Raw genomic sequence first — 20,751 nt, 5'->3', positions numbered from 1 at the left:
GGTCGGAGGAGCCCCACCCCGTGGGTGGGGCTCCGGAGCAGGCTCAGGCCAGGATCTTTCCTCCCAGGTCCCGGATTTGGGTCTGGAAGGCCGTTTCCGAGTTCTGCTGCCAGCGGTCATGGCGGGCCTTGAAGCGGAAATAGCTCTCGTGCACCTTGCGCACCAGGGGATCCCTGGCTGCCCGGTCGCCGAGGATGTCCCGGGTGGCCTCCAGCAAGGCCTGAATCACGTCGTCGGGCAGCGGTCCGAACTGCACCCCGTGATTGGTCACCAGGTCGTCCAGGGCATCGGCGTTTCTGGCCTCCAGCCAGGTGTGGGAGGTGATGTTGCAGGCCGCGGCGGCATTGCGCATGATGGCCTGCAGGTCCTTGGGCAGGGACTCCCAGGCACGGCGGTTGACCACCACCTCGGTGCTGGTGGCCGGTTCGTGCCAGCCGGAGGAATAGTAGAACTTGGCGGCCCGGTGCAGCCCCAGTTCACGATCGGAGTAGGGACCCACCCACTCCGCCGCGTCGATGGCGCCCCGCTCCAGGGCGGCAAACAGCTCACCGCCCGGCAGCAGGCGGGCATTGGCGCCGATGGCATTGTAGATGTCTCCGGCCAGTCCCGGCATGCGGATGTTCAGGCCGCGAAAATCCCGCAGACCCTCGACCGGGCGCCGGAACCAGCCCACCGGCTGCACCCCGGTGCAGCCCACCACCAGGGGGACCAGGTCAAAGGGCTTGTAGACTTCCTCGTACAGTTCATAGCCGCCCCCCTCGTTGAGCCAGGCGTTGTGACCCTGGAAGGTCATGCCGAAGGGGACGGTGGTGAAATACTGGGCGGCGAAGGATTTGCCGGCCCAGTAATAGGCGCAGCCGTGATTGAGCTGGACCTGGCGGCCGGAGGAAGCGGCATCGAAGCCCTCGAAGGCGGGCACCAGTTCATTGGCGGAATAGACCCGGATGCGGATACGGCCATTGGACATCTCCTCCACCCGTCGGGCGAAGTCGGTGGCGCTGCCGGGGCCGGTCTGGAAGAAGGGCAGGCCGGCGGGCCAGGTGGTGGTCATGCGCCAGTTGAAACGCTCCTGGGCCTTGACGATGGCCGGTGCCCCGATGATGGCGGCTCCGGTGGCCACGGCGGTGCCGGCCTTGAGAAAATCACGACGCTTGATGGACATGGCCTTGATGCTCCTCGGTGGTGGGTTCATTGTGATGTTGTTTTTTGGAATATGAACCAAACCGGTTGCGCGTGACAACCTCGCGCCGACTAGGTCGGTGGCGCTTCGAGCAGTCGCTCGATGTCCCCCGCGATGGCTTCCGGCGGCACATTGGGGGCATAGCGCCGGACGGTCCGGCCGTGGCGGTCCACCAGAAACTTGGTGAAGTTCCACTTGATGCCCTGGGAGCCCAGCAGACCTGGCGCGGCGGCCTTGAGGTGACGGAACAGGGGATGGGCGCCGGCGCCGTTGACCTCCACCTTGGCGAACATGGGAAAGCTCACCTGGAAGCGGGTGGTGCAGAAGTCGGCGATCCGGGCCTCGTTGCCCGGTTCCTGGTTGCCGAACTGATTGCAGGGAAAGCCCAGTACGTCGAATCCCCGGTCATGGAAACGATCCTGCAGGGCCTGCAGGCCGTTGTACTGTTTGGTGAATCCACAGTGGCTGGCGACGTTGACGATCAGCAGGACGCGGCCTTGGAATTCTGACAGGGCGCGGGTCCGGCCCTGAATGTCGTCGGCCTCGAAGGTATGGACAGTGCCGGGTGCGGCGGCCATGGGGAGCGCTCCGTGAGAGAGGGGGAAAGGCATGGGTTTCCCGCAGCATATCCTGGTCACGGAGCGAAAAAAAACCCGGCATTGCCGGGCTTTTCATCACTGCAAATGGTGCCGGCAATAGGAGTCGAACCTACGACCTTCGCATTACGAATGCGCTGCTCTACCAACTGAGCTATGCCGGCGGGCACCGAAACCGGTTGGATCCTTGCACAGACCGCCGGAAGGGGCGCGGCAGGTGCGTGGAAAGGCTGCTAAGTTTAGTGCATGAGGCGTCAGGACTCAACACAGACCGTTCAACGGAGGAGGCATCACCATGAGCCAATTCAATGACAAGGTTATCGTCATCACCGGCGCGGCGGGGGGCATCGGTGAGGCCACCGCCCGTCTGCTGTACGCCCAGGGGGCCAGGCTGCTGCTGACGGACCGGGAGGCGGATGGGGTGGAGGCGCTGGCCGCGGCGCTGGGGGAGCGGGCGGCGGGGATGGCCGTGGATGTCAGTCGACGGGAGGAGAACCAGGCCATGATCCAGGCGGCGGAACAGCGTTTCGGGGCGGTGCACGGCGTATTCCTCAATGCCGGCATCGAGGGCCGTGTGGGGCCGCTGGCATCCACCACCGATGAGGATTGGGAGCGGGTCTTCGCGGTCAATCTGCACGGGGTGCGTCATGGCCTGCAGGCGGCGGTACCGGCGCTGCGTCGGGCCGGAGGGGGCGCCATCCTGATCACCGCCAGCGTGGCCGGAGTACGGGGAGCGGCCGGGCTGGCGCCCTATGTCAGCAGCAAGCACGCGGTGATGGGGATGATGCGCTGCGCCGCCGTGGAACTGGGGCCGGAGGGCATCCGGGTGAACACGGTCAACCCCGGTCCGGTGGACAACCGGATGATGCGCTCCATCGAGGAGCAGGCAAACCCGGGACACGGCGACGAGGTCAAGCACGACTTCGTCACCCGCATCCCCTTGGGGCGCTATTCCACCAACGAGGAGATCGCCGCCGTGGCCGCGCTGCTTCTGTCCGACGCCGGCAGTGGCATCACCGGCGCCCATTATCTGGTGGACGGGGGCATGACCGCCCACTGACGGGGGGTGTCCCGCGCCGGATCAGTCTTCCAGGTAGGTGTACCCGGACAGGCCGTTGTCCAGTTCCTGGAGGATCTGCCGCTGCGTGGCTTCGTCCAGGCCCGCGGCCGCCACCTTGGTGCGATAGGCGCTCGCCAGCAACTCGGTGTCGAAGTGCACGTAGCGCAGCAGCTCCTCCACCGTGTCTCCCTGTTCCGGTTCCACCACCTCGTAGCCGCCGTCCCGGGTCAGCACCACGTTGATGGCGTCGGTGTCGCCGAACAGATTGTGCAGGTCGCCCAGGATTTCCTGGTAGGCCCCGACCATGAAGATCCCCAGCAGATATTGTTCCCCGGGGCGGAACTCGTGCAGGGGCAGACTGGGGACGATGGTCTCGCCGTCCACGTAGCGGTCCACGTGGCCGTCGGAGTCGCAGGTGAGATCCTGCAGCACCCCCAACCGGGTGGGGCGCTCGTCCAGCCGGTGCAGGGGCATGATGGGGAAGATCTGGTCGATGGCCCAGACGTCCGGGATGGACTGAAACACGGAGAAGTTGCAGAAATACTTGTCCGAGAGCTTTTCCGTGAGTTCGTCGGCGATATCCCGGGGCAGGCGCTGGGCATGCCGGGTCAGCAGGCGTCGGCAGGTGGCGAAGTAGATCTGCTCCGCCAAGGCCCGGTGCTCCAGGTCCAGCAGGCCGTGGGTGAACATGGACTGCACTTCCCGCAGCCAGTCCACCATGGTGTGGAAGACTTCGGTGGGGGCGCTCTCGGCAGTGCGTTCGAACAGGCTCCACATGTCCAGCAGTACCGCCGGGGCCTCCTCGTCGGGGGGCTGGATGTCGGCGGCCACCGGCGCACGCTCGGTGTCGATCACATTGGTGATCAGCACCGCGTGATGGGCGGTCATGGCACGACCGGACTCGGTGAAGATCTCCGGTGGCGGCAGGTCGTATTCCCGGCAGGTGTTGGCCAGGATGCGCACCAGGCTGTCGGCATAGTCCTGCAGGCTGTAATTGATGGAACACAGGTTGCGGGAGCGGGTGCCCTCGTAGTCCACCCCCAGGCCGCCGCCGGCGTCCACCACCTGGATGGGGGCGCCCAGACGATGCAGTTCGGCAAAGAAGCGGGAGGCTTCGTACATGCCTGACTGGATGTCGCGGATGTTGGCGATCTGGGAACCCATGTGGAAATGCAGCAGCTGCATGCAGTCCAGCATGTCGTGGTCCCGCAGCTGGTCCAGCAGCTTCAGGGCCTGGGCGGCGGAGAGGCCGAACTTGGCCTTTTCGCCACCGGTGTTCTGCCACTTGCCCTTGCCCATGGAGGCCAGCCGCACCCGCATGCCCAGGGAGGGGCGGACCCCCAGGTCGCGGGCGGCCTCGATGACGCCGTTCAGCTCCGAGGGTTTTTCGATGACGATGTAGACCCGGTGTCCCAGCAGCTGGCCGATCATGGCCAGACGCAGGTATTCCCGGTCCTTGTAGCCGTTGCAGACGATCACCCCGCCGGGGCGGGCCAGGGCCAGCACCGCCATCAGTTCCGGTTTGCTGCCTGCCTCCAGGCCCACCCGCTCGCCGCCACAAGTGAGGATGCGCTCCACCACGCTGCGTTGCTGATTCACCTTGATGGGATAGACGGCGGTGTAGCGGCCGGGGAACTCGTTGTCCTCGATGGCCTGATCGAAGGCCTCGGTGAGTCGCTTCACGCGGTCGCAGAGGATGTCCGGAAAGCGCACCAGCACCGGCACGTCGATGTTCAGGCCGGATACATGGTTCACCAGTTCGAACAGGTCCACGCCCGGATGCCGGGCATGGGCGGGCGGCCGGACGATCACGCGGCCCTGCTCATTGATGTGAAAGTAGTCGCCGTTCCAGTGGGGGATATTGTAGGTCTGGCGGGCGTTATCCGTCGTCCAATCTGTCATGATGGGCCTTGTCGATCAGCGCGAATGAAGGGGCGGCCTCGCTGGGACGCCGACCCGGTAAAGCGGGCGTATGATACTCCCTATGCCGTGCCGCCGGGGAGCCTGCAACGGGCTTTTCGACAGCCGGTGGCTCGATGGGTTTCATCCGGCCTTCAGGCGGTCCAGCCGCAGTCGCTCCCGCTCGTCGAACAGGCGCCGGGATCCCAGCCAAATGGCCCCCAGGGTACCGAATCCGGTGCCCGCGGTGATGAGAAACATCACCAGAATCTGGTATTTCACCGCTTCCATGGGCGGTGTGCCCGCCAGGATCTGACCGGTCATCATGCCGGGCAGACTGACGATGCCCGCCGCCGCCATCGCATTGATGATGGGCATCAGGCCGCTACGGGCGGCATCCCGGCGAATGTCCCGAATCGCCTCGGTCCAGGTCTGCCCCAGGATCAGGCGGCCCTCGATCACCCGGCGTTGTTGCCAGGCGGACTGGGTGAGACGGTCCAGGCCCAGGGCGATCCCGGTCATGGTGTTGCCTAGCAGCATGCCCAGCAGGGGGATGGCGTACTGGGGCTCCCACCAGGGTGCCGGGCCGATGATGACGGTCAACGCAAACACCGTGGCGGTGAAGGCGGACACGAACATGGCCAGGGTACCGATGCCGTAGGCCCACCAGCCGGTGAATCGTCGCCCCTGTCGGGCCACCACTTCCCGGCCCGCCACCAGCAGCATCACCAGTGCCATGATGGCCACCCAGTGCAGGGCGGCATGCTCGAACAGGGTCTTGAGCACCAGGCCGATCAGCAGCAGTTGCACCACCGTGCGGGCGGCCGAGACCAGCAGGCTCTTCGACAGCCCCATGCCCACCCGGCTGGTCAGCGCCGCCAGGGCAATCACCAGCAGGGCCGCCAGAGTAAGGTCCAGGGGTGACAGGGCGATGACGTTCATCCGTTTGACTCCATCAGTTGACCGCTTTCCATCAGGAGGAGGCGGCCGCCCAGGCGGCTACGCTGCTCCGCGTCATGGCTGACCCACAGGGCGGCGGCATCGCTGTCGCGCAGATAATCCCGGATCAGGCCTTCCATGATCAGGGTGTTGTCCGGGTCCAGATTGGCGGTGGGTTCGTCCAGCAGCAGGACCCGGGGCCGGTTCTGCAGTACCCGCACCAGCGCCAGACGTTGCCGTTCTCCGCTGGAGAGCCGGTCCACGGTCCAGGTGCGCACATCCGGGCCGAAACCCAGGGCTTCCAGCCAGTGTTCACCGCCCGGTTGCAGATGTTCACCCACCGTGTCCGCCCACCAGGCCGGGTCCGCCGGCAGGTAGCCCACCCGGCGTCGCCAGTCGGACCCGCTCAGGGCCTGTCGGGGTTGTCCTTCCAGTCGGATCAGGCCTTCATTGCGATCCAGGTCGGCGATGGCGCGCAGCAGCAGGGACTTGCCGGCACCGGACGGACCGGCCACCTGGGCCAGTTCTCCGGCGCCAAGGGCGAGGTCCAGGGGGCCGACCTGGGGGGTGTGAAGTTGTTGGATCTGGAGCAGCAAGGGCGTGTCCGGCGAATCTTCCGTGAGGGTAGGGGAGGGATGAGGTTCCGAGGAGCGAAATCGATTCATTATAAGGGTCGTGAAGGTGGTCTCCGGGAGACTTGCGCCCATGGCCGGGGTTCGCTAGGGTGAATCCGGTGCCCCCAGCTTATGTAGGTGGTAAGCCTGCGCTGCCAAGGCGGGACAACAGAATATCAGGGACCGGCGCGGGACTCGAATGCCAGGGGCATGCTGCGAGACTGACACGACGAACACACAGGAGAAGAGACGATGAAAGATCGCGACAATACCCTGAGTCGGCGCCGTTTTCTGAAGTTCGGCAGTTATGGTCTGCTGGCCGTGCCAGTGGCAGGCCTGGGCTGGACTACGACGGCCAAGGCCATGGAGCGCCTGAGCGAGGATGATCCCGCTGCTCAGGCCCTGGAATACCGGCACGATGCCTCAAGTGTGCAGCATCCCGCTTATGAGGAAGGGCAGACCTGCCTGAACTGCCTGCTGTACACGGATGCCAGCGCCCAGGACTGGGGTCCTTGCTCCGTGTTCCCCGGCAAACTGGTATCCGCCAACGGCTGGTGCACCGCCTGGGTGGCCCGTTAAATCCCCGACAGGAACCGCCCGGCCCAAGGCCCGGGCGGTTCCGATGAGCCTGCCTCACTTAGCAGGACGTGATTTCCACTCTCGCCCGTCCGGTTCGGCTGATGACGATCCGCCGCCCCGTCTCCCCATGGCATAGCCACACCGACCCCATCTGCAGCGCGCCGTTCAGACGACGGGTCTGGCCGTCGTTGCGATAGGCAATGTATTCCCCCATTGTGCCATTGGTGTGGATGGTCACCGACGCGGGCACGGGGCCAAAATGACGAATGACCGTGGCGGGCTGGATCACCGGTCCGGTGACCGGGTGTTCCACCACGCCGACGATCCAGCCTTCCGCATAGGAGGTGTCGGTACATTGCTGCCCGTCCGTGGACGGGCAGAGCAGGGCGTGGCGACCTCGCTTCACGGCTTCCCAGCGGGCCGTGTGGAGGGCACTGATGAAGGTGTTGGTGGTGGTAATCAACTGCTGCTCCCGCACCATGCCCGCAAAACCGGGGATGGCAAGGGTGGCAAGCACCGCGGCAACGGCGAGCGTGATGAGCAGTTCGGTGAGTGTCAGGCCGTATTCCCTGGACATGCGCCTCTCTCCTTGAGGTTCTGACCGCTGATCGGCAGCTTAACCCGGGCGGGTGGTAGGGACAAGCGACAATGGCCGGTATGGGCGCTGTTATAATCCTGCGATTGAGTGGCGGTTCGAGGGTCTGCGCATGACGGTACTGGACGGCGCCCTGCTGGCAGGGTCGGCACTGGTGCTCCTGGGTTACCTGCTGGTGGTCCGGGCCGGATTTCGCCGGGAATTCATCTGGGGCGTGATCAATCTCGTCCCTATTGTCTCGCTGGCCTTCGTGTTGCTGCACTGGCGTCGGGCCCGGACCGGCTTTCTGGTGTCGGTGATGGGGCTGCTGGTACTCGGTGGAGCCCTGTACGGCGGTGCGGATCGGACCGTGGAGCAAACCCTGGATCGGTTCGGCGTGGGGGTGGAAATCCAGATGCCCGTCACCCGCCCCTGGGATGTGGAGTTACCCAATCAGGCCCTGATCCGTCGGATTGAGGAAGAAATCGGGCAACCGCTGGAGATTGCCGAGTACGACCCCTTTGCACCGGTCCAGCCCCTGCCGCCGGCTTCCAGCTTCCGGCTGGAGGCCGATCCCGCGCCCGTGCCCAGGGCCTATCGCACGGCCTTGCCGGCCGAACTGCCCCGGCTTGAGGGCGCGCGCATGCGGCTGGTACTGGGTGACGGGGTGGTTCGGGAGGGCAATCTGATTGCGACCACCCCCACCAGTCTCTACCTGCAGCAGGTCGTCATGGGCGGCCACGTGGCCTTTGAGTACCGGCGCCGGGATATTCAGCGCATGGAGGTCTGGGACCGGGTGGGCGCCGCGCCCCGGTTACCGCCGCCGGCTGAAGTGCAGCCCCCGTCCGATGAGCCTGATGTGATCTTCGAGGCGGATTGAGTCCTTGTCGTGGTTTGCACGGAATTTGCGCCGGGTCAGATGCGGGGGGGAATGACGGGCGGTTGCGGGATTGCCAATGTATGATTGCCAACGTATTGATGCTTGAGCGAAGGAGAACATGGTTTGAGTCACGACACCCACGGCATGCCATGCTACGTCTATCGCAGCAGCCGCAAGCAGGATACCTATCTCTACCTGCCCGCCAAGGATGATTTTTCATCCCTGCCGGAGGCCCTGATGAGGGTGTTCGGCGCGCCGGTGTTTGCCCTGGAGTTCGAACTGACCCCCGAACGCAGGCTGGCCCGGGAGGATGCCGCCCAGGTAATGGAAAACCTCAGAAGCCGGGGATTTCATCTGCAGATGCCGGCGGAGAACGAGACACCGGCCTGATCAGTCCAGAACCTGCGTGTCCTCATGGCGATAGGGGGGCGCGCAGGCACACAGGATGCGCAGGGGCACATCACCGGTATTCCGGACCTTGTGGGCGACCCCGGGCGGTATCCTGACCGTATCTCCCGCATTGACCGGGAAGGCCTGATCTCCCAGATACATCATCCCCTCGCCCTGGGTGAAGTGATAATGCTCCTCGGTCTGCATGTGGCGGTGCAGGCGGGTGTCGGCGCCGGGCTGTACCAGGGCTTCCGCCAGGCTCAGCGCGCCCTCCCCATTCAGGCGGGGATGCATGAGTTCCCGGATTTCCGATCCGTCCAGCGTCTGATAGGGGGCAATGTCCTGATAACGGGTCTTCATGGGAAGGCCTCCTGTGCACAGGGGTTGCAGGGCCTCATGATGCCCAATTTCCCCGCGGAATACCCGTTTTCGTGCGGATAATCCATGGCCTTGCCATATCCGCGCAACCCCGCGGGCTGTATAATCCTCGCCCCCTTTGCCCAACAATCCCCCGGCGGCAGGCCGTTTTCCCCATGACCGACAAGCTTCGCAACATCGCCATCATCGCCCACGTGGACCATGGCAAGACCACCCTCGTGGACAAGCTGCTGCAGCATTCGGGGACCCTGGACGCCCGGGCTCAGGTGGTGGAGCGGATGATGGACTCCAACGCGCTGGAAAAGGAGCGGGGCATCACCATCCTGGCGAAGAACACCGCCCTGGAGTGGAACGGCTACCGGATCAATGTGGTGGATACCCCCGGCCACGCCGATTTCGGCGGCGAGGTGGAGCGGGTGCTGTCCATGGTGGATTCCGTGCTGTTGCTGGTGGATGCGGTCGACGGCCCCATGCCCCAGACCCGCTTCGTCACCGCCAAGGCCTTCGCCATGGGCTTTCGCCCCATCGTGGTGGTGAACAAGATCGACCGCCCCGGCGCCCGTCCCGACTGGGTGGTGGATCAGATCTTCGACCTCTTCGACCGCCTGGGCGCCAGCGAGGAACAACTCGACTTCCCCGTGGTGTATTGCTCCGCTCTCAAGGGTTTCGCCGGCCTGGAGCCGGGTGTGACCGAAGGCAACATGGATCCTCTGTTCCAGACCATCATCGACAAGGTGCCGTCCCCCAGCGTGGACCCGGAAGGCCCGTTCCAGATGCAGGTGTCCTCCCTGGATTACAACACCTATCAGGGTTTGATCGGGATCGGCCGTATCACCCGCGGCAAGATCAGGACCAATACCGCCGTCAAGGTCATGGACCGGGAAAGCAACGTGCGTAACGGGCGCGTGCTCCAGATCCTGGGCTTCCGGGGGCTGGACCGGATGGAAGTGCCCGAGGCCCGTGCCGGTGACATCATCGCCTTCACCGGCATGGATGAACTCTATATCTCCGATACCATTTGCGACCCGGCTGCGGTGGAGCCCCTCAAGGCCCTGACGGTGGACGAGCCTACCGTGAGCATGACCTTCCAGGTCAACACCTCGCCCTTCGCCGGACGTGACGGCAAGTACGTCACCTCCCGCAACCTGCGCGAGCGTCTGATGGAGGAGCTCAAGCACAATGTGGCCCTGCGGGTGGAAGAGACCGACGATCCGGACAAGTTCCGGGTGTCCGGCCGGGGAGAGCTGCACCTGTCCATCCTGATCGAGAACATGCGCCGCGAGGGCTACGAGCTGGGCGTGTCCCGCCCGGAAGTCATCGTGCGCACCCGCGACGGAATCAAGGAAGAGCCCTATGAGATGGTGACGGTGGACGTGGAGGAGCAGCACCAGGGGGGCATTATGGAAAAGCTGGGCAGCCGCCGCGGCGAACTGCTGGACATGATCCCCGACGGCAAGGGCCGGGTGCGTCTGGACTACCGGGTGCCTTCCCGCGGCCTGATCGGTTTCCAGACCGAATTCCTGACCGCCACCTCCGGCACCGGCATCCTGCATCATGTGTTCGACAGTTACGGCGAGTTCCGCGCCGGCGCGGTGGCCCCCCGCAACAACGGGGTACTGATCGCCAACGGCAACGGCAAGGCCTTGGGTTTTGCCCTGTTCAACCTGCAGGAGCGTGGCCGCATGTTCATCGGCCCCGGTGAAGAGGTCTATGAGGGCATGGTCATCGGCATCCACACCCGGGACAACGACCTGGTGGTGAACCCCCTCAAGGCCAAGCAGCTCACCAACATCCGCGCCGCCGGTTCCGACGAGAACATCATCCTGACGCCGCCCCTGCGCCTGTCCCTGGAGCAGGCCCTGGAATTCATCGAGGACGATGAACTGGTGGAAGTCACCCCCAAGGCGATCCGGGTGCGCAAGAAGCTGTTGCTGGAGCACGAGCGCAAGCGCGCCTCCCGCGCCAGCGGCGGCTGATCCGTCCAGTCCCGGCCGTGAATGCTCAGGCCTCACTGGCCCGCCAGCGGTCCATGGCCCGGTAGCTCAGGGCTTCCATCAGGTGGTGCGCCTCGATCCGGGGCGCGCCATCCATGTCCGCCAGGGTGCGGGCAACCCTCAGGATGCGGTGATAGGCCCGAGCCGAGAGCCTGAAACGGTCCATGGCCGTTTCCAGCAACTGTTGGTGGGCCGGGGCCAGCGTACAGATTCCTTCCGCTTCCCGCCCGGACAGGGCCGCGTTCAGTTTCCCCTGCCGTGCCAGTTGCCGGTCCCGGCAGGCGGCCACCCTCGACCTGACCTGCTCGGTGGATTCCGGGGGCGGTCCCGGATCCATCAGCACATCCCGCGGCAGCCGGGGCACCTCGATGGACAGGTCGATCCGGTCCAGCAGCGGGGCCGAGATGCGCCCCCGGTGCCGCCGACGCTGTTCCGGCGTGCAGCGGCAGTGGGGTCCCAGGTCGCAGTCATAGCCCTGGGGGCAGGGATTCATCGCCGCCACCAGTTGGAAACGGGCCGGAAACTCCGCCTGCCGGGCGGCGCGGGAGATGGAGATGCGGCCGGTCTCCAGGGGTTCACGCAGCACGTCCAGGGCCTTGCGGTCGAACTCCGCCAGTTCGTCCAGGAACAGAATTCCGTTATGGGCCAGGGAAATCTCTCCGGGTTTGGGGCGTGAACCACTGTCATATACTAGATAAAGTGCGACAGGCGTAACCAAAAATCAACAGCTTAGGGCGCTTTTTCAGAAATTAATGCGACGAATTTGCTAGAAATAGGCGCGACTTCGTTGCTTTTTTCCAAAAATAGGTGCGACAGCCATGATCCCGACACAGGCTCGAACCATTAAACCGACCCGACGAAGTGTTTCGGGTATTTACCCCTTTCGGGGTGAGACCGCCATTCCTTACGAATCGACGTTAGAGCGTGATTTTATCGCACGAAATGAGTTTAACCGGACGGTTCTGGACATCATCCCCCAGCCCTGCCAAATCCGCTTTAGCCTTCGGGGCGGTCGAGAGTATACCTACACGCCGGACTTCCTCGTGTACTTCCGCCTCGGAAATCGGACGCACTCTGACTTCCCCAGGCCGTTATTGGTTGAAGTCAAACCGGAATCACAGTGGCGCGAGCATTGGCGAGACTGGCTACCCAAATGGAAAGCCGCTTACCGGTACGCCAAGCAGGAAGAGTGGGAGTTTCATATCCACGATGAATCCAGAATCCGGGATCAGATGTTTGCCAATATCCAGTTTCTGGAACGATATAAGCGTATGGTATTTCCGAGGGAGGAAAGCGATTGGATTATCCAAGGCTTGGCCCGTATGGGGTCGGCTCCTTTTCATTATCTTTTGGCACGATACTTCATGGGCCTGTATCGAGCCGAGGGGATTTCTCACCTATGGCACTTGTTGGCGACCCGCCAGCTTGATTGCGACATTTACCGACCACTGAATGAACACACCGTATTGTGGGTGGCCAACGATGAGTGATTCCTGTGGATACGAAATAGATATGGCGTTTGATGGTCCAGATTTTGCGCCCAAGCGGCAAAAGGTCGATGTCAAGATAGGGGCCTATGTTCAAATCAATGGGAAAGTTTATCGAATTACTGAGATACTGGATTTCTCATCGGTGATCGGTGTCGATGTCGAAACCCTTCAAAGCCAACCGTTACGCATCTCTGATCTGCGTCCTCTGGAGAATAACAGCCACTCACAGCAGCGCAACGACTTATTAGAAATAGGAGATAAGGATTGGCGTGAGGCGGAACGACGATTTGAGGCTATCAAGCCATTGCTGAGGCAGGGTACTCTGTTAGGGCGATCCGAGGTCAGTAAACGCGCCCAAGAGGTGGGGGTGGACACAGCCACTCTGTATCGATGGATCAAGCGTTACAACGCCTACGGGTCCATGACCGCACTCATCCCGATGACCCGAGGGTGGAAACGCGGCAAAAGTCGAATTGGTGAATTTGCTGAAAAAATCATCGAAGAGGTGATTCAAAATTATTACTTAACCCACCAGCGTTCAACTGATCAGAAGGCGGTCACTGAGGTGCAAAGAATCTGCGCCGAACGGGGTGTATCGCCCCCCAGCCCCGGAACGATCCGCTCACGAATCAGCCGCATTCCAGAAAAAGAGCGGCTGCGTAAACGCGGATACAGGGAACGAGCAAAAAACAAGTTCATACCCACCCCGGGGCGCTTCCCAGATGCGGACTACCCTTTGGCGGTGATCCAGATTGACCATACCCCAGCAGACATCATTCTGGTGGATGATGCACATCGTAAGCCCATTGGCAGGCCGTGGATTACCCTTGCCATGGATATCTATAGCCGCATGGTCACTGGCTACTACCTCTCCTTTGACCCACCCTCGGAAACTTCCGTGGCTATGTGCGTATCCCAGTCCATGTTGCCCAAGGAAGAATGGCTTCTACTTCACAAAGTGGACGCCGATTGGCCCGTATGGGGTTACCCAAAGAAGATCCATGTCGATAATGGCGCAGATTTTCGATCCGACAACTTCCAGAAGTCATGCTTGGCACATGGCATCCAACTGGAGTTTCGGCCCGTCGGGCAGCCCCAGTACGGTGGACACATCGAACGACTGCTTGGCACGTTGCTTCGAGATATTCACGACCTACCGGGAACCACTTTCTCATCGGTGAAACACAAAGAAGGCTACGAATCCGAAAAGCATGCAGCGATGACTCTTTCGGAATTTGAAGAATGGCTTGTCACCCTTATCTGCAAGGTCTACCACCATCGACTGCATTCGGGGATTGGGATGTCGCCTCTCAAGAAGTGGGAAATTGGTGTTTTTGGTGTTGGCGACTTGGCAGGCATTGGCATTCCACCGCGCCCGGCAGATCGTCATACGGTCTACCTGGATTTCTTGCCCTCCTTTCATCGTACCATCCAGACCTTCGGGGTCACCATTGATGGGATGCACTATTACGATGAGGCATTGCGCCCATGGATCAACGCAACCAGCGCAAACGATCCCAAAAAGAAACGTGAGTTTGTTTTTCGCAGAGATCCCCGGGATATCAGTGCGATCTGGTTCTTTGATCCTGACTTGAAGCAATACTTCAAGATCCCCTTTGCTGATTTGACGCTGCCTGCCATGAGTATTTGGGAATATCGCCAAGCGCGTGAATTGCTCAAAAAACAAGGTGCCGAAAGCGTGAATGAACAACAGATCTTCGCCGCTCTCACGGAGTTGCGCGGCAAAGTGGATGAGGCAAAGGGGAAAACTAAGAAGGCCCGCAGGCAAGCCCAACGGCGTGTGGAGCATGAAAAGAAAACCACTCCTGCCGCCCCCATTGTAAAGGAGAAATCGGATACCGTGCAGCAGCCAATTTTGGACGGGCTAATTGACGGAGAGATTGACTTCATGGGTGATATTTCATGATGGACTTTGATCATATTCACTCCGACTTCCGTCATATCATGGGTATGTCTAATGCGGATCGAATTGCCTTCATGGATCAGCCTCGATGGATTTCCTACCCTTTAGCCAACAACATCCTGGATACTCTGCGGGGACTGATGGAAAAGCCCAAGCGTCCTCGGATGCCAAATTTATTAATTGTGGGGGATTCCAATAATGGTAAAACCACGATTGTCCGAAGATTTAAGGAATTGCACGGCGAAGGCTATGTGGATGAAAACTCAGAGCCGGTAAAGCCCGTGGTCTTGGCAGAAGCACCGCCTAGCGCCGACGAAAAGGGTTTGTACATTTCAATCCTGGAGCGATTCTTCACCCCCTATCGCCCCACAGATTCCAAATCCCGCCTGCGATACCAGGTAATTCACTTGCTGCGGCTGTGCCAAACCCGAGTGCTGGTCATCGACGAATTTCACTCACTGCTGACCGGATCGGCCATCAAGCAGCGTGAGGTCATGAATACGCTCAAACTGCTTTGCAATGAGCTGGCCATTCCCATTGTCGGGGTTGGGACACGGGATGCAGTTCGAGTCCTTCACACCGATCCGCAACACGCTAGCCGATTCGATGTCATTGCGTTGTCGGCATGGAAGCTGGATAAGGATTTTCAGCATTTATTGGCGGGCTTTGAGAGGGTGCTGCCGCTTAAAAAACGATCCATGCTCCACCGTCCTGAGCTGGCTCAGCGGCTTCATGCTCTCAGTGGAGGTAACTTAGGCGACCTGCATCGCCTACTGGTTGTCTGCGCAACGGATGCAATCAACAATGGCCAAGAGCAGATCGACAAGACCATCATTGAGGGCAATACATGGGTACGACCGACTCGTGGCATTCGGGAAGTCGCCCTGTAAACCCACAGTGGCCGCTGATGCCTGCCCTAAATCCGGACGAACTGCTGTCGTCCTGGCTGATTCGCGCGGCTATGACATTTGGTTGTGACCCCAAGACACTGACCCAGCAAATATGGCCTACCTGGCGGGTATGGACTGCCGATCCGGACCGAGGGTACAACGAGGAACGCACATCTGCCCTGGCCGCGGTGTCGGGCGTCTCGGAAGAAGCCATCGAGCAAGCCGCCTTACGATGGATCGCAGATCGCGTTGTTCCCACTCCGCCTAGCGAAAAAATGAAGTGGCGATGGCTACTTACACTGGGTACGCGGGGGCATTCGCGTAAAGGGGGCCTCCAATATTGCCCTCACTGCCTGACTGAAGATCACGCGCCGTTTTATCGGGTTCATTGGCGTCTTGTGTGGCATGTCGGCTGTGAGCGACACGGTAACTCTTTGTTGGATCGCTGCTGGCACTGCGATTCGCCTTTAGAACCTCATCGACTACAGCCAGAGGATGGTAACCTAGCGATCTGTGCGAGCTGCGGAGCAGACCTTCGACAGACGCACCCTCGACTGTTTTCTGAAGATGCCATGGCATTCCAGCGCTGGGCAGACCGGGTTATCCGAACCGGTTATGGGAGAGTCCTTGGCGAGCAGATCAGTGCATCGCGATGGTTTGAGTTGGCCCATTACATGGGGATGCTGGTTAGACCCGCGAGTCGGAGTATTGGAGAAAATGCGTTGTCCGATTTTATGAAGGAGGTGGGTGGTGTCAGTCCCCAGGATCTTAGCCTTCACCCCGGGACACCCCTTGAGGGACTCCGCAACTCAGACCGTCAATTGATCCTGCAGATTCTCTTTCGGTTCATGTCGAGCCGTCGCGGTGAACTGGTTCGCTCTTTACTGGAGCACGGCGTCAGCCGACAGGCCCTTATCCCAAAGGGTTTCTCACCACCAGAAATTATTGAGGGCCTGGCTCAAGATCTTTTGGACCGGTCTGTAACTCGCCAAGCCAGAACAACCCGGCTCCCGACACCCCGTCCACGGCATGAAGTGGTCCGGATGATGAAACGTCTGGTCCGGAAGGTTGAGAATAGCTCACTGTGACCGCTCCCTCGCAATCAAGCAAACCTGCAATCATGTGCGATGAATGTGGTCGCAAGGTAAATAAAATCTGGCGGATTCGTAAAGGTCATCGTTATTGTGGCGCATGCTACAACCGTGTTTTCAAGCACCGTGCGTGTCCTCAATGTGCAGAGATGGCACGGTTGCCCAAGAATGATCCTTCGGCGGTCTGCCGACGATGCGAGAACAACAAGCCTTGTGTGCGATGCGGAAAAACAGAGTACCGGCTTGGCAAGATCACGCCCTATGGCCCAGCCTGCGCCTCCTGCGCACCTTACTTCAAGGAGCCGGAACCTTGTGAAGTCTGCGGCACCCTCTCGCCACGCTTGTCGAGAGTTGCCCGGCAAGGCCATGACCTTCGCCTATGTCCTCAATGTGCCAGTGCGCACCATGGCACCTGTACGAGTTGTCACAAGCATCGACTGCTCTACGAATCAGACGATGGGAAGAAAAAATGCAAAAAATGCAAGGACCAGGGCAAGATCCCCTGTCCTGTTTGCGGTGAGCTGATGCCCGCAGGCTGTGGCAAACAGTGCAATATCTGCTATTGGAAAGCACTTCTTACCAAGCGCATTGATGTCAATCGAGCCGCTTTCAGCCACCCCGAGATGGCTGACCAAATGCAGAAGTTTTCTCAGTGGCTGGGCGATCAAGTTGGGCCGAACAAAGCGGCAATTTCACTCAAGCGATATGTGCCGTTTTTCCTGGAAATGGAGAAGACCTGGAGCAGCAATCTACCAAAAGCGGAAGAATTGCTTGAGCATTTCGGTACCATCAGATTACGCAAGGTGCTCTTGATTGGCCAATGGCTGGAAAGCGAAGGAATTAGCCTGAGTCGGGAGCAAAAATATGACGCTGCGGATCAGCGCCGCATTCGAGAGAAGCTGTCCGTCTTTGACGAAGATAGTCCCGAAGGCAAAATACTGCAGGGCTACTACCAGCACATGGCCGGCAAGACCAACACCTCGGTAAGATCTATTCGGCTCGCATTGACCCCGGCGATTGCGCTTCTACAGCTTGCCAGGGAGGAGAGCCTGTTTCCACCCGACCAGTCGATATTGAACTGCTACCTGTCAGGCAAACCCGGCCAGCGGGCTGCTATTTCTGGTTTTGTCCGGCACCTGCGTGACCATCATGGTGTCGAGATTGAGCTGCCGAGCGTTACAGCAGTGGGTGCCAAACGAGCGCAACGCAAGAAACTGGAGCAGGAAATGTTGGAGATGATGCGGCAGGCACGAGACGGCGAGATTCCCTTTCGACGCTGGATCTCTATCACGCTGGCGTACTTCCATGGGCTTCCGGTGTGTGTAGGCGCCAAGGTGAAAGACACGGATATCAGAAAAGACCGTGAAGGATGGGCCATTGTGTGGGAAGGAGGGCGGTTTTGGGTGCCTAGATACAGCAGCTTCTACTAACTGGAGAAAACTGTTCGGAGGCCAACTAGCGGCCCCAGTGACGGCGTGCATCCTACGATTAACTCACGAGCGCAGTCAACGAGTTGACCACGCGGAATTGAACTTCCTCGAAATTCTTGAAGTGCCGCTTACCACATTCAATCTTCAAGTCCTCTATTGGCCGCAACATCGACTGATCTACATGATCCCCGCCCGTTCCTTTTGTTTCCGCCACAAAGTAAAGTACTTGGTCGTTCCGATAGGTGACTGCCCAGTCCGGGTTGTACGGCCCCACCGGCGTTTCGATCTGGAACCAGCGAGGAAGTTTGATATAGAAAAGCACGTCCTCGTTGTCTTCACAGGCTTCCGCAAATTGGCGCTCAGGGCTGGAGTTGGAGTCGATGACGATATGCGAGAACAGCGTCTTGTCCTGCTCGTTCACCGCTTTAACATTCGATTTGAACGCCTCCATTAGATCATCGTTCTCGAAGCGGCGCATCTCGTAGTAAGCATTATCCTGCTTCAGGTACTTGACCCCACTATCCTCGGAGCCATCCCCGTACACCAGAAACTCACGCTTGACACCGTTGATTACTTGGGCTGCATGGTCGATGAATGCTTGGGGATTATTCATCGCATCGGCAAGGCGCCCGGAGTTCATGAGGATGCTTGCGACTGTTGACTTGGCTAGGCCGGTTTTAGCCTGAACCTGGCCCACGAAATCCGGCATAACGTATTTCGCTTCAATGGTCTGAGTACGAAAGCCAGTCTGTGTGCCCTTGATGCCTGATTGGCTGATTTTGATGTTAGCTCGGGTGAGCGCGATCTTTGGCCGTTCAATCGTGGGCATTTTGTCCTTGATTCGTTTTGCCGCCTTGGTGATCAACTCCGCCGTGCTGTAATGAACTCGGTAGCGCGTTCGTGATCGGATCTTCTCCCAAAGTTCCAGAAAACGGTTGTCTGTGTCGTAGCCCTTCTTCAGTCGTATGGAGACTTTCTCGCGTTCGTTCTGCACCATCTCACGCTTGAACTTCACACCAGCATCCATCATTTCGGTCTGCAACTGGTTGGCGAAGTCCTCGTAGCTCTCATTGGCGATCACCGTCAGGCAGTTTATCGCCCGATCACGCACGCGCTCGCCGTTCTCGTTGACGCACAGGCGTAGCCCCCGGCCGATCTCCTGGCGCTTCTTGATGTCGGAACTCGATTCGGCGAGGGTGCATATTTGGAACACGTTCGGGTTGTCCCAACCCTCGCGCAGCGCGGAATGGCTGAAAATAAACGCCAGCGGTTCGTTCAAATCCAACAACCGTTCCTTGTCCCGCATGATCAGCTCGAAGGTACTTGCTTCTGCATCGGCCTTGGTCTTGTTGGTCACCGTCTCGAAGGGTGAAACGGCGCGCTTGTCCTGGGAAAAATAGCCGTTGTGAACCTGTTCGGCATCGTGCTCCATCAGGCCGGAAAAATCCGGATGCTGGCGGTACTGCTCGAAAATCTCTTCGAACCACTCCGCAAACTTGCCCTTACCGACCGAGCCGTCTTCTTCGTAGATTCGATAGTTCGCTACCCGGTCGATAAAGAACACCGAAAGCACCTTGATACCCATGGGATGCAGCCGCAAAGCCTTCTCGAAATGACGGCGCACGGTGGCCTCGATTTGCATGCGCAGGATTGCGTCGGTAAGAGCGCCGTGCGGCTGCCCCAGTCGCACACGAACGTCATTGGCAAAGGTCACGAAGCCCTCTCCGGCATCGATCTCGTTGACGATGAAGCCGTCGCGATAAATCTCCCGCTTGTTGGAGAACCTCTCCGCGTAGAGATCGTCACCGTTCTGGACCGTCACCTTCTTCTTGACTGGCCCGCCGGCTTCGTTCTTCCAGATGATCAGCTTGGCGGAGACACTGCGCTTGCCGGTCTTGAAACTGTCGATTTCCACATACACCTGATTGGCGTCCTTGAGTTCGATCACCGAGTCCACGCCGATCTGCTTCACCAACCCTAACTCGTAGGCCCGAATCGGGTCCAGCGAATGAATCAGGTTGTAGCTGTTGCGATGGGTCGCGGAGTAGCGCAGCGTGCACATAGGGTTGAGTCGGGCAATGGCCTGTTTGCGAATATCCGTCTCCAGGTTTTGCGGCTCGTCCAGAATCACAATCGGATTGGTCGCCTGAATGAACTCGATGGGGGCGACACCGGTTTCCCGCACCTGGTTGATTACATTTCCCTTGGATTTCTTGGCACTCTTGCCTGTCTCGTTACCGTTCACGCTCGCATCCTTGGCAAAGGCGTCGATATTGATCACCAGAATCTGGATGGAGTCGGACAGGACGAAATTACGAAGCTGGCTGATGCGGGTGGAGTCGTACACCATGAACTCGGTGCGCTCGTAGTCGTAGAGCGTCTGGAAGTGCTCCTTGGTGATTTGCAGGCTCTTCAAGCACGCCCTCGCGGATCGCTACCGACGGCACTACGATAACGAATTTCCGAAAGCCGTAGGTCCTGGCAAGCTCGTGAATGGTTCGCAGGTAAACGTAGGTCTTGCCCGTCCCGGTCTCCATCTCCACGGTAAAATTAGGAAAGGCGCCGATAGACGTCCCGTCCTCCAACGTCATCATCTCCAGCGCCTCGGACGGATCGATACCGTGCGTCTTCTGTACCGCGCGCAGATTTTCCAGCCATTGTTCATCGGTAATGACCCGGTGATTGGCTACCCCAACTTCGGTTAGCTTCAGGCTGGATAGTTCATCGTCTCGCGTCACCGCACTCTGCGAGGCGTCCGGCTGGCCATCGAACAAATCCACAACCGCTTGAATCGCTTCGAGCTGGTAGTCTTGATTAGCGTCGAACTGTAATTTCATCACCAC

General features: G+C 60.1%; 19 protein-coding genes, 1 tRNA gene and 1 pseudogene. 10 read left to right on the top strand and 11 right to left on the bottom strand.

From position 1 onward, the window contains the following. Positions 1-43: 43 nt before the first annotated feature. The 3 genes from LQD11_RS04375 to LQD11_RS04365 all read right to left on the bottom strand — a co-directional run bounded on the left by LQD11_RS04375 (position 44) and on the right by LQD11_RS04365 (position 1,940). Positions 44-1,162 (bottom strand): TRAP transporter substrate-binding protein, encoded by a 1,119-nt coding sequence (locus LQD11_RS04375; protein ID WP_008931438.1) that lies wholly within the window; start codon positions 1,160-1,162, stop codon positions 44-46. A gap of 89 nt (positions 1,163-1,251) precedes the next feature. Continuing rightward, a complete protein-coding gene (locus LQD11_RS04370; RefSeq protein WP_238616420.1) occupies positions 1,252-1,758 on the bottom strand; it encodes a glutathione peroxidase in 507 nt (168 codons plus the stop codon). Between the two features lie 106 nt (positions 1,759-1,864). After that, positions 1,865-1,940 (bottom strand) — tRNA-Thr (locus LQD11_RS04365). A 131-nt stretch (positions 1,941-2,071) separates the two neighbouring features. Here LQD11_RS04365 and LQD11_RS04360 point away from each other — a divergent pair. Further along, positions 2,072-2,836 carry an SDR family NAD(P)-dependent oxidoreductase gene (locus LQD11_RS04360; protein WP_238616419.1) on the top strand — a complete coding sequence of 255 codons (765 nt, stop codon included), beginning with the start codon at positions 2,072-2,074 and terminating at the stop codon, positions 2,834-2,836. Between the two features lie 21 nt (positions 2,837-2,857). Here the strand turns inward: LQD11_RS04360 and speA are convergent, their stop codons facing one another. From speA to LQD11_RS04345, 3 genes are all read right to left on the bottom strand, one after another. Then, positions 2,858-4,738, bottom strand: coding sequence for a biosynthetic arginine decarboxylase (speA, locus tag LQD11_RS04355; RefSeq protein ID WP_238616418.1), 1,881 nt, complete (start codon positions 4,736-4,738; stop codon positions 2,858-2,860). 141 nt (positions 4,739-4,879) lie between these two features. Next, positions 4,880-5,677, bottom strand: coding sequence for an ABC transporter permease (locus LQD11_RS04350; protein ID WP_238616417.1), 798 nt, complete (start codon positions 5,675-5,677; stop codon positions 4,880-4,882). Next, positions 5,674-6,270, bottom strand: a complete 597-nt coding sequence (locus tag LQD11_RS04345) for an ABC transporter ATP-binding protein (protein WP_238616416.1) — start codon at positions 6,268-6,270, stop codon at positions 5,674-5,676. The genes LQD11_RS04350 and LQD11_RS04345 overlap by 4 nt, the downstream gene beginning before the upstream one ends. Before the next feature lie 270 nt (positions 6,271-6,540). On the opposite strand from LQD11_RS04345, the gene LQD11_RS04340 reads away from it, so the two are divergent. After that, positions 6,541-6,867, top strand: coding sequence for a high-potential iron-sulfur protein (locus LQD11_RS04340; RefSeq protein ID WP_238616415.1), 327 nt, complete (start codon positions 6,541-6,543; stop codon positions 6,865-6,867). A gap of 58 nt (positions 6,868-6,925) precedes the next feature. On the opposite strand, the gene LQD11_RS04335 is transcribed toward LQD11_RS04340, so the two are convergent. Continuing rightward, complete coding sequence (locus LQD11_RS04335) at positions 6,926-7,444, bottom strand: GspH/FimT family protein (protein WP_238616414.1); 519 nt, start codon at positions 7,442-7,444, stop codon at positions 6,926-6,928. A gap of 130 nt (positions 7,445-7,574) precedes the next feature. Here LQD11_RS04335 and LQD11_RS04330 point away from each other — a divergent pair, with 130 nt between their 5' ends. After that, positions 7,575-8,321, top strand: a complete 747-nt coding sequence (locus tag LQD11_RS04330; RefSeq protein WP_238616413.1) for a hypothetical protein — start codon at positions 7,575-7,577, stop codon at positions 8,319-8,321. Between the two features lie 144 nt (positions 8,322-8,465). Beyond that, positions 8,466-8,711, top strand: a complete 246-nt coding sequence (locus LQD11_RS04325) for a YcgL domain-containing protein (RefSeq protein WP_040405112.1) — start codon at positions 8,466-8,468, stop codon at positions 8,709-8,711. Here LQD11_RS04325 and LQD11_RS04320 read toward each other — a convergent pair whose 3' ends face one another. Next, positions 8,712-9,071 carry a cupin domain-containing protein gene (locus LQD11_RS04320; protein WP_238616412.1) on the bottom strand — a complete coding sequence of 120 codons (360 nt, stop codon included), beginning with the start codon at positions 9,069-9,071 and terminating at the stop codon, positions 8,712-8,714. A gap of 173 nt (positions 9,072-9,244) precedes the next feature. Between LQD11_RS04320 and typA the strand changes: the two genes are divergently transcribed. After that, a complete protein-coding gene (typA, locus tag LQD11_RS04315) occupies positions 9,245-11,065 on the top strand; it encodes a translational GTPase TypA (protein ID WP_238616411.1) in 1,821 nt (606 codons plus the stop codon). A 25-nt stretch (positions 11,066-11,090) separates the two neighbouring features. On the opposite strand, the pseudogene LQD11_RS04310 reads toward typA, so the two are convergent. After that, a pseudogene (locus LQD11_RS04310) lies at positions 11,091-11,762 on the bottom strand (ATP-binding protein); the annotation flags it as partial. A gap of 139 nt (positions 11,763-11,901) precedes the next feature. Here LQD11_RS04310 and LQD11_RS04305 point away from each other — a divergent pair. The 5 genes from LQD11_RS04305 to LQD11_RS04290 all read left to right on the top strand — a co-directional run bounded on the left by LQD11_RS04305 (position 11,902) and on the right by LQD11_RS04290 (position 17,908). Then, positions 11,902-12,573: a TnsA endonuclease N-terminal domain-containing protein gene (locus tag LQD11_RS04305; protein ID WP_238616410.1), complete on the top strand. Its 672-nt coding sequence runs from the start codon at positions 11,902-11,904 to the stop codon at positions 12,571-12,573. Further along, positions 12,566-14,500 carry a Mu transposase C-terminal domain-containing protein gene (locus tag LQD11_RS04300; protein ID WP_238616409.1) on the top strand — a complete coding sequence of 645 codons (1,935 nt, stop codon included), beginning with the start codon at positions 12,566-12,568 and terminating at the stop codon, positions 14,498-14,500. The genes LQD11_RS04305 and LQD11_RS04300 overlap by 8 nt, the downstream gene beginning before the upstream one ends. Then, entirely contained in the window at positions 14,497-15,387 is an 891-nt protein-coding gene (locus LQD11_RS04295) for a TniB family NTP-binding protein (protein ID WP_238616408.1), read from the top strand. The genes LQD11_RS04300 and LQD11_RS04295 overlap by 4 nt, the downstream gene beginning before the upstream one ends. Further along, positions 15,345-16,475: a TniQ family protein gene (locus LQD11_RS15755; protein ID WP_420828247.1), complete on the top strand. Its 1,131-nt coding sequence runs from the start codon at positions 15,345-15,347 to the stop codon at positions 16,473-16,475. Before LQD11_RS04295 ends, LQD11_RS15755 begins: the two co-directional genes overlap by 43 nt. A gap of 527 nt (positions 16,476-17,002) precedes the next feature. Beyond that, on the top strand, positions 17,003-17,908 hold the full coding sequence (locus LQD11_RS04290) for a hypothetical protein (RefSeq protein WP_238616407.1): 906 nt from the start codon (positions 17,003-17,005) through the stop codon (positions 17,906-17,908). A gap of 58 nt (positions 17,909-17,966) precedes the next feature. Here the strand turns inward: LQD11_RS04290 and LQD11_RS04285 are convergent, their stop codons facing one another. Beyond that, positions 17,967-20,324, bottom strand: coding sequence for a restriction endonuclease (locus LQD11_RS04285; protein WP_238616406.1), 2,358 nt, complete (start codon positions 20,322-20,324; stop codon positions 17,967-17,969). Beyond that, a complete protein-coding gene (locus tag LQD11_RS04280; protein WP_238616405.1) occupies positions 20,221-20,745 on the bottom strand; it encodes a DEAD/DEAH box helicase family protein in 525 nt (174 codons plus the stop codon). Before LQD11_RS04280 ends, LQD11_RS04285 begins: the two co-directional genes overlap by 104 nt. Between the last annotated feature and the right edge of the window lie 6 nt (positions 20,746-20,751).

The sequence above is a fragment of the Ectothiorhodospira shaposhnikovii genome (assembly GCF_022227765.1).
Taxonomy (GTDB): domain Bacteria; phylum Pseudomonadota; class Gammaproteobacteria; order Ectothiorhodospirales; family Ectothiorhodospiraceae; genus Ectothiorhodospira.
Note: the sequence above shows the minus strand (reverse complement) of the source record. Positions and strands in the feature narration are given on the sequence as shown.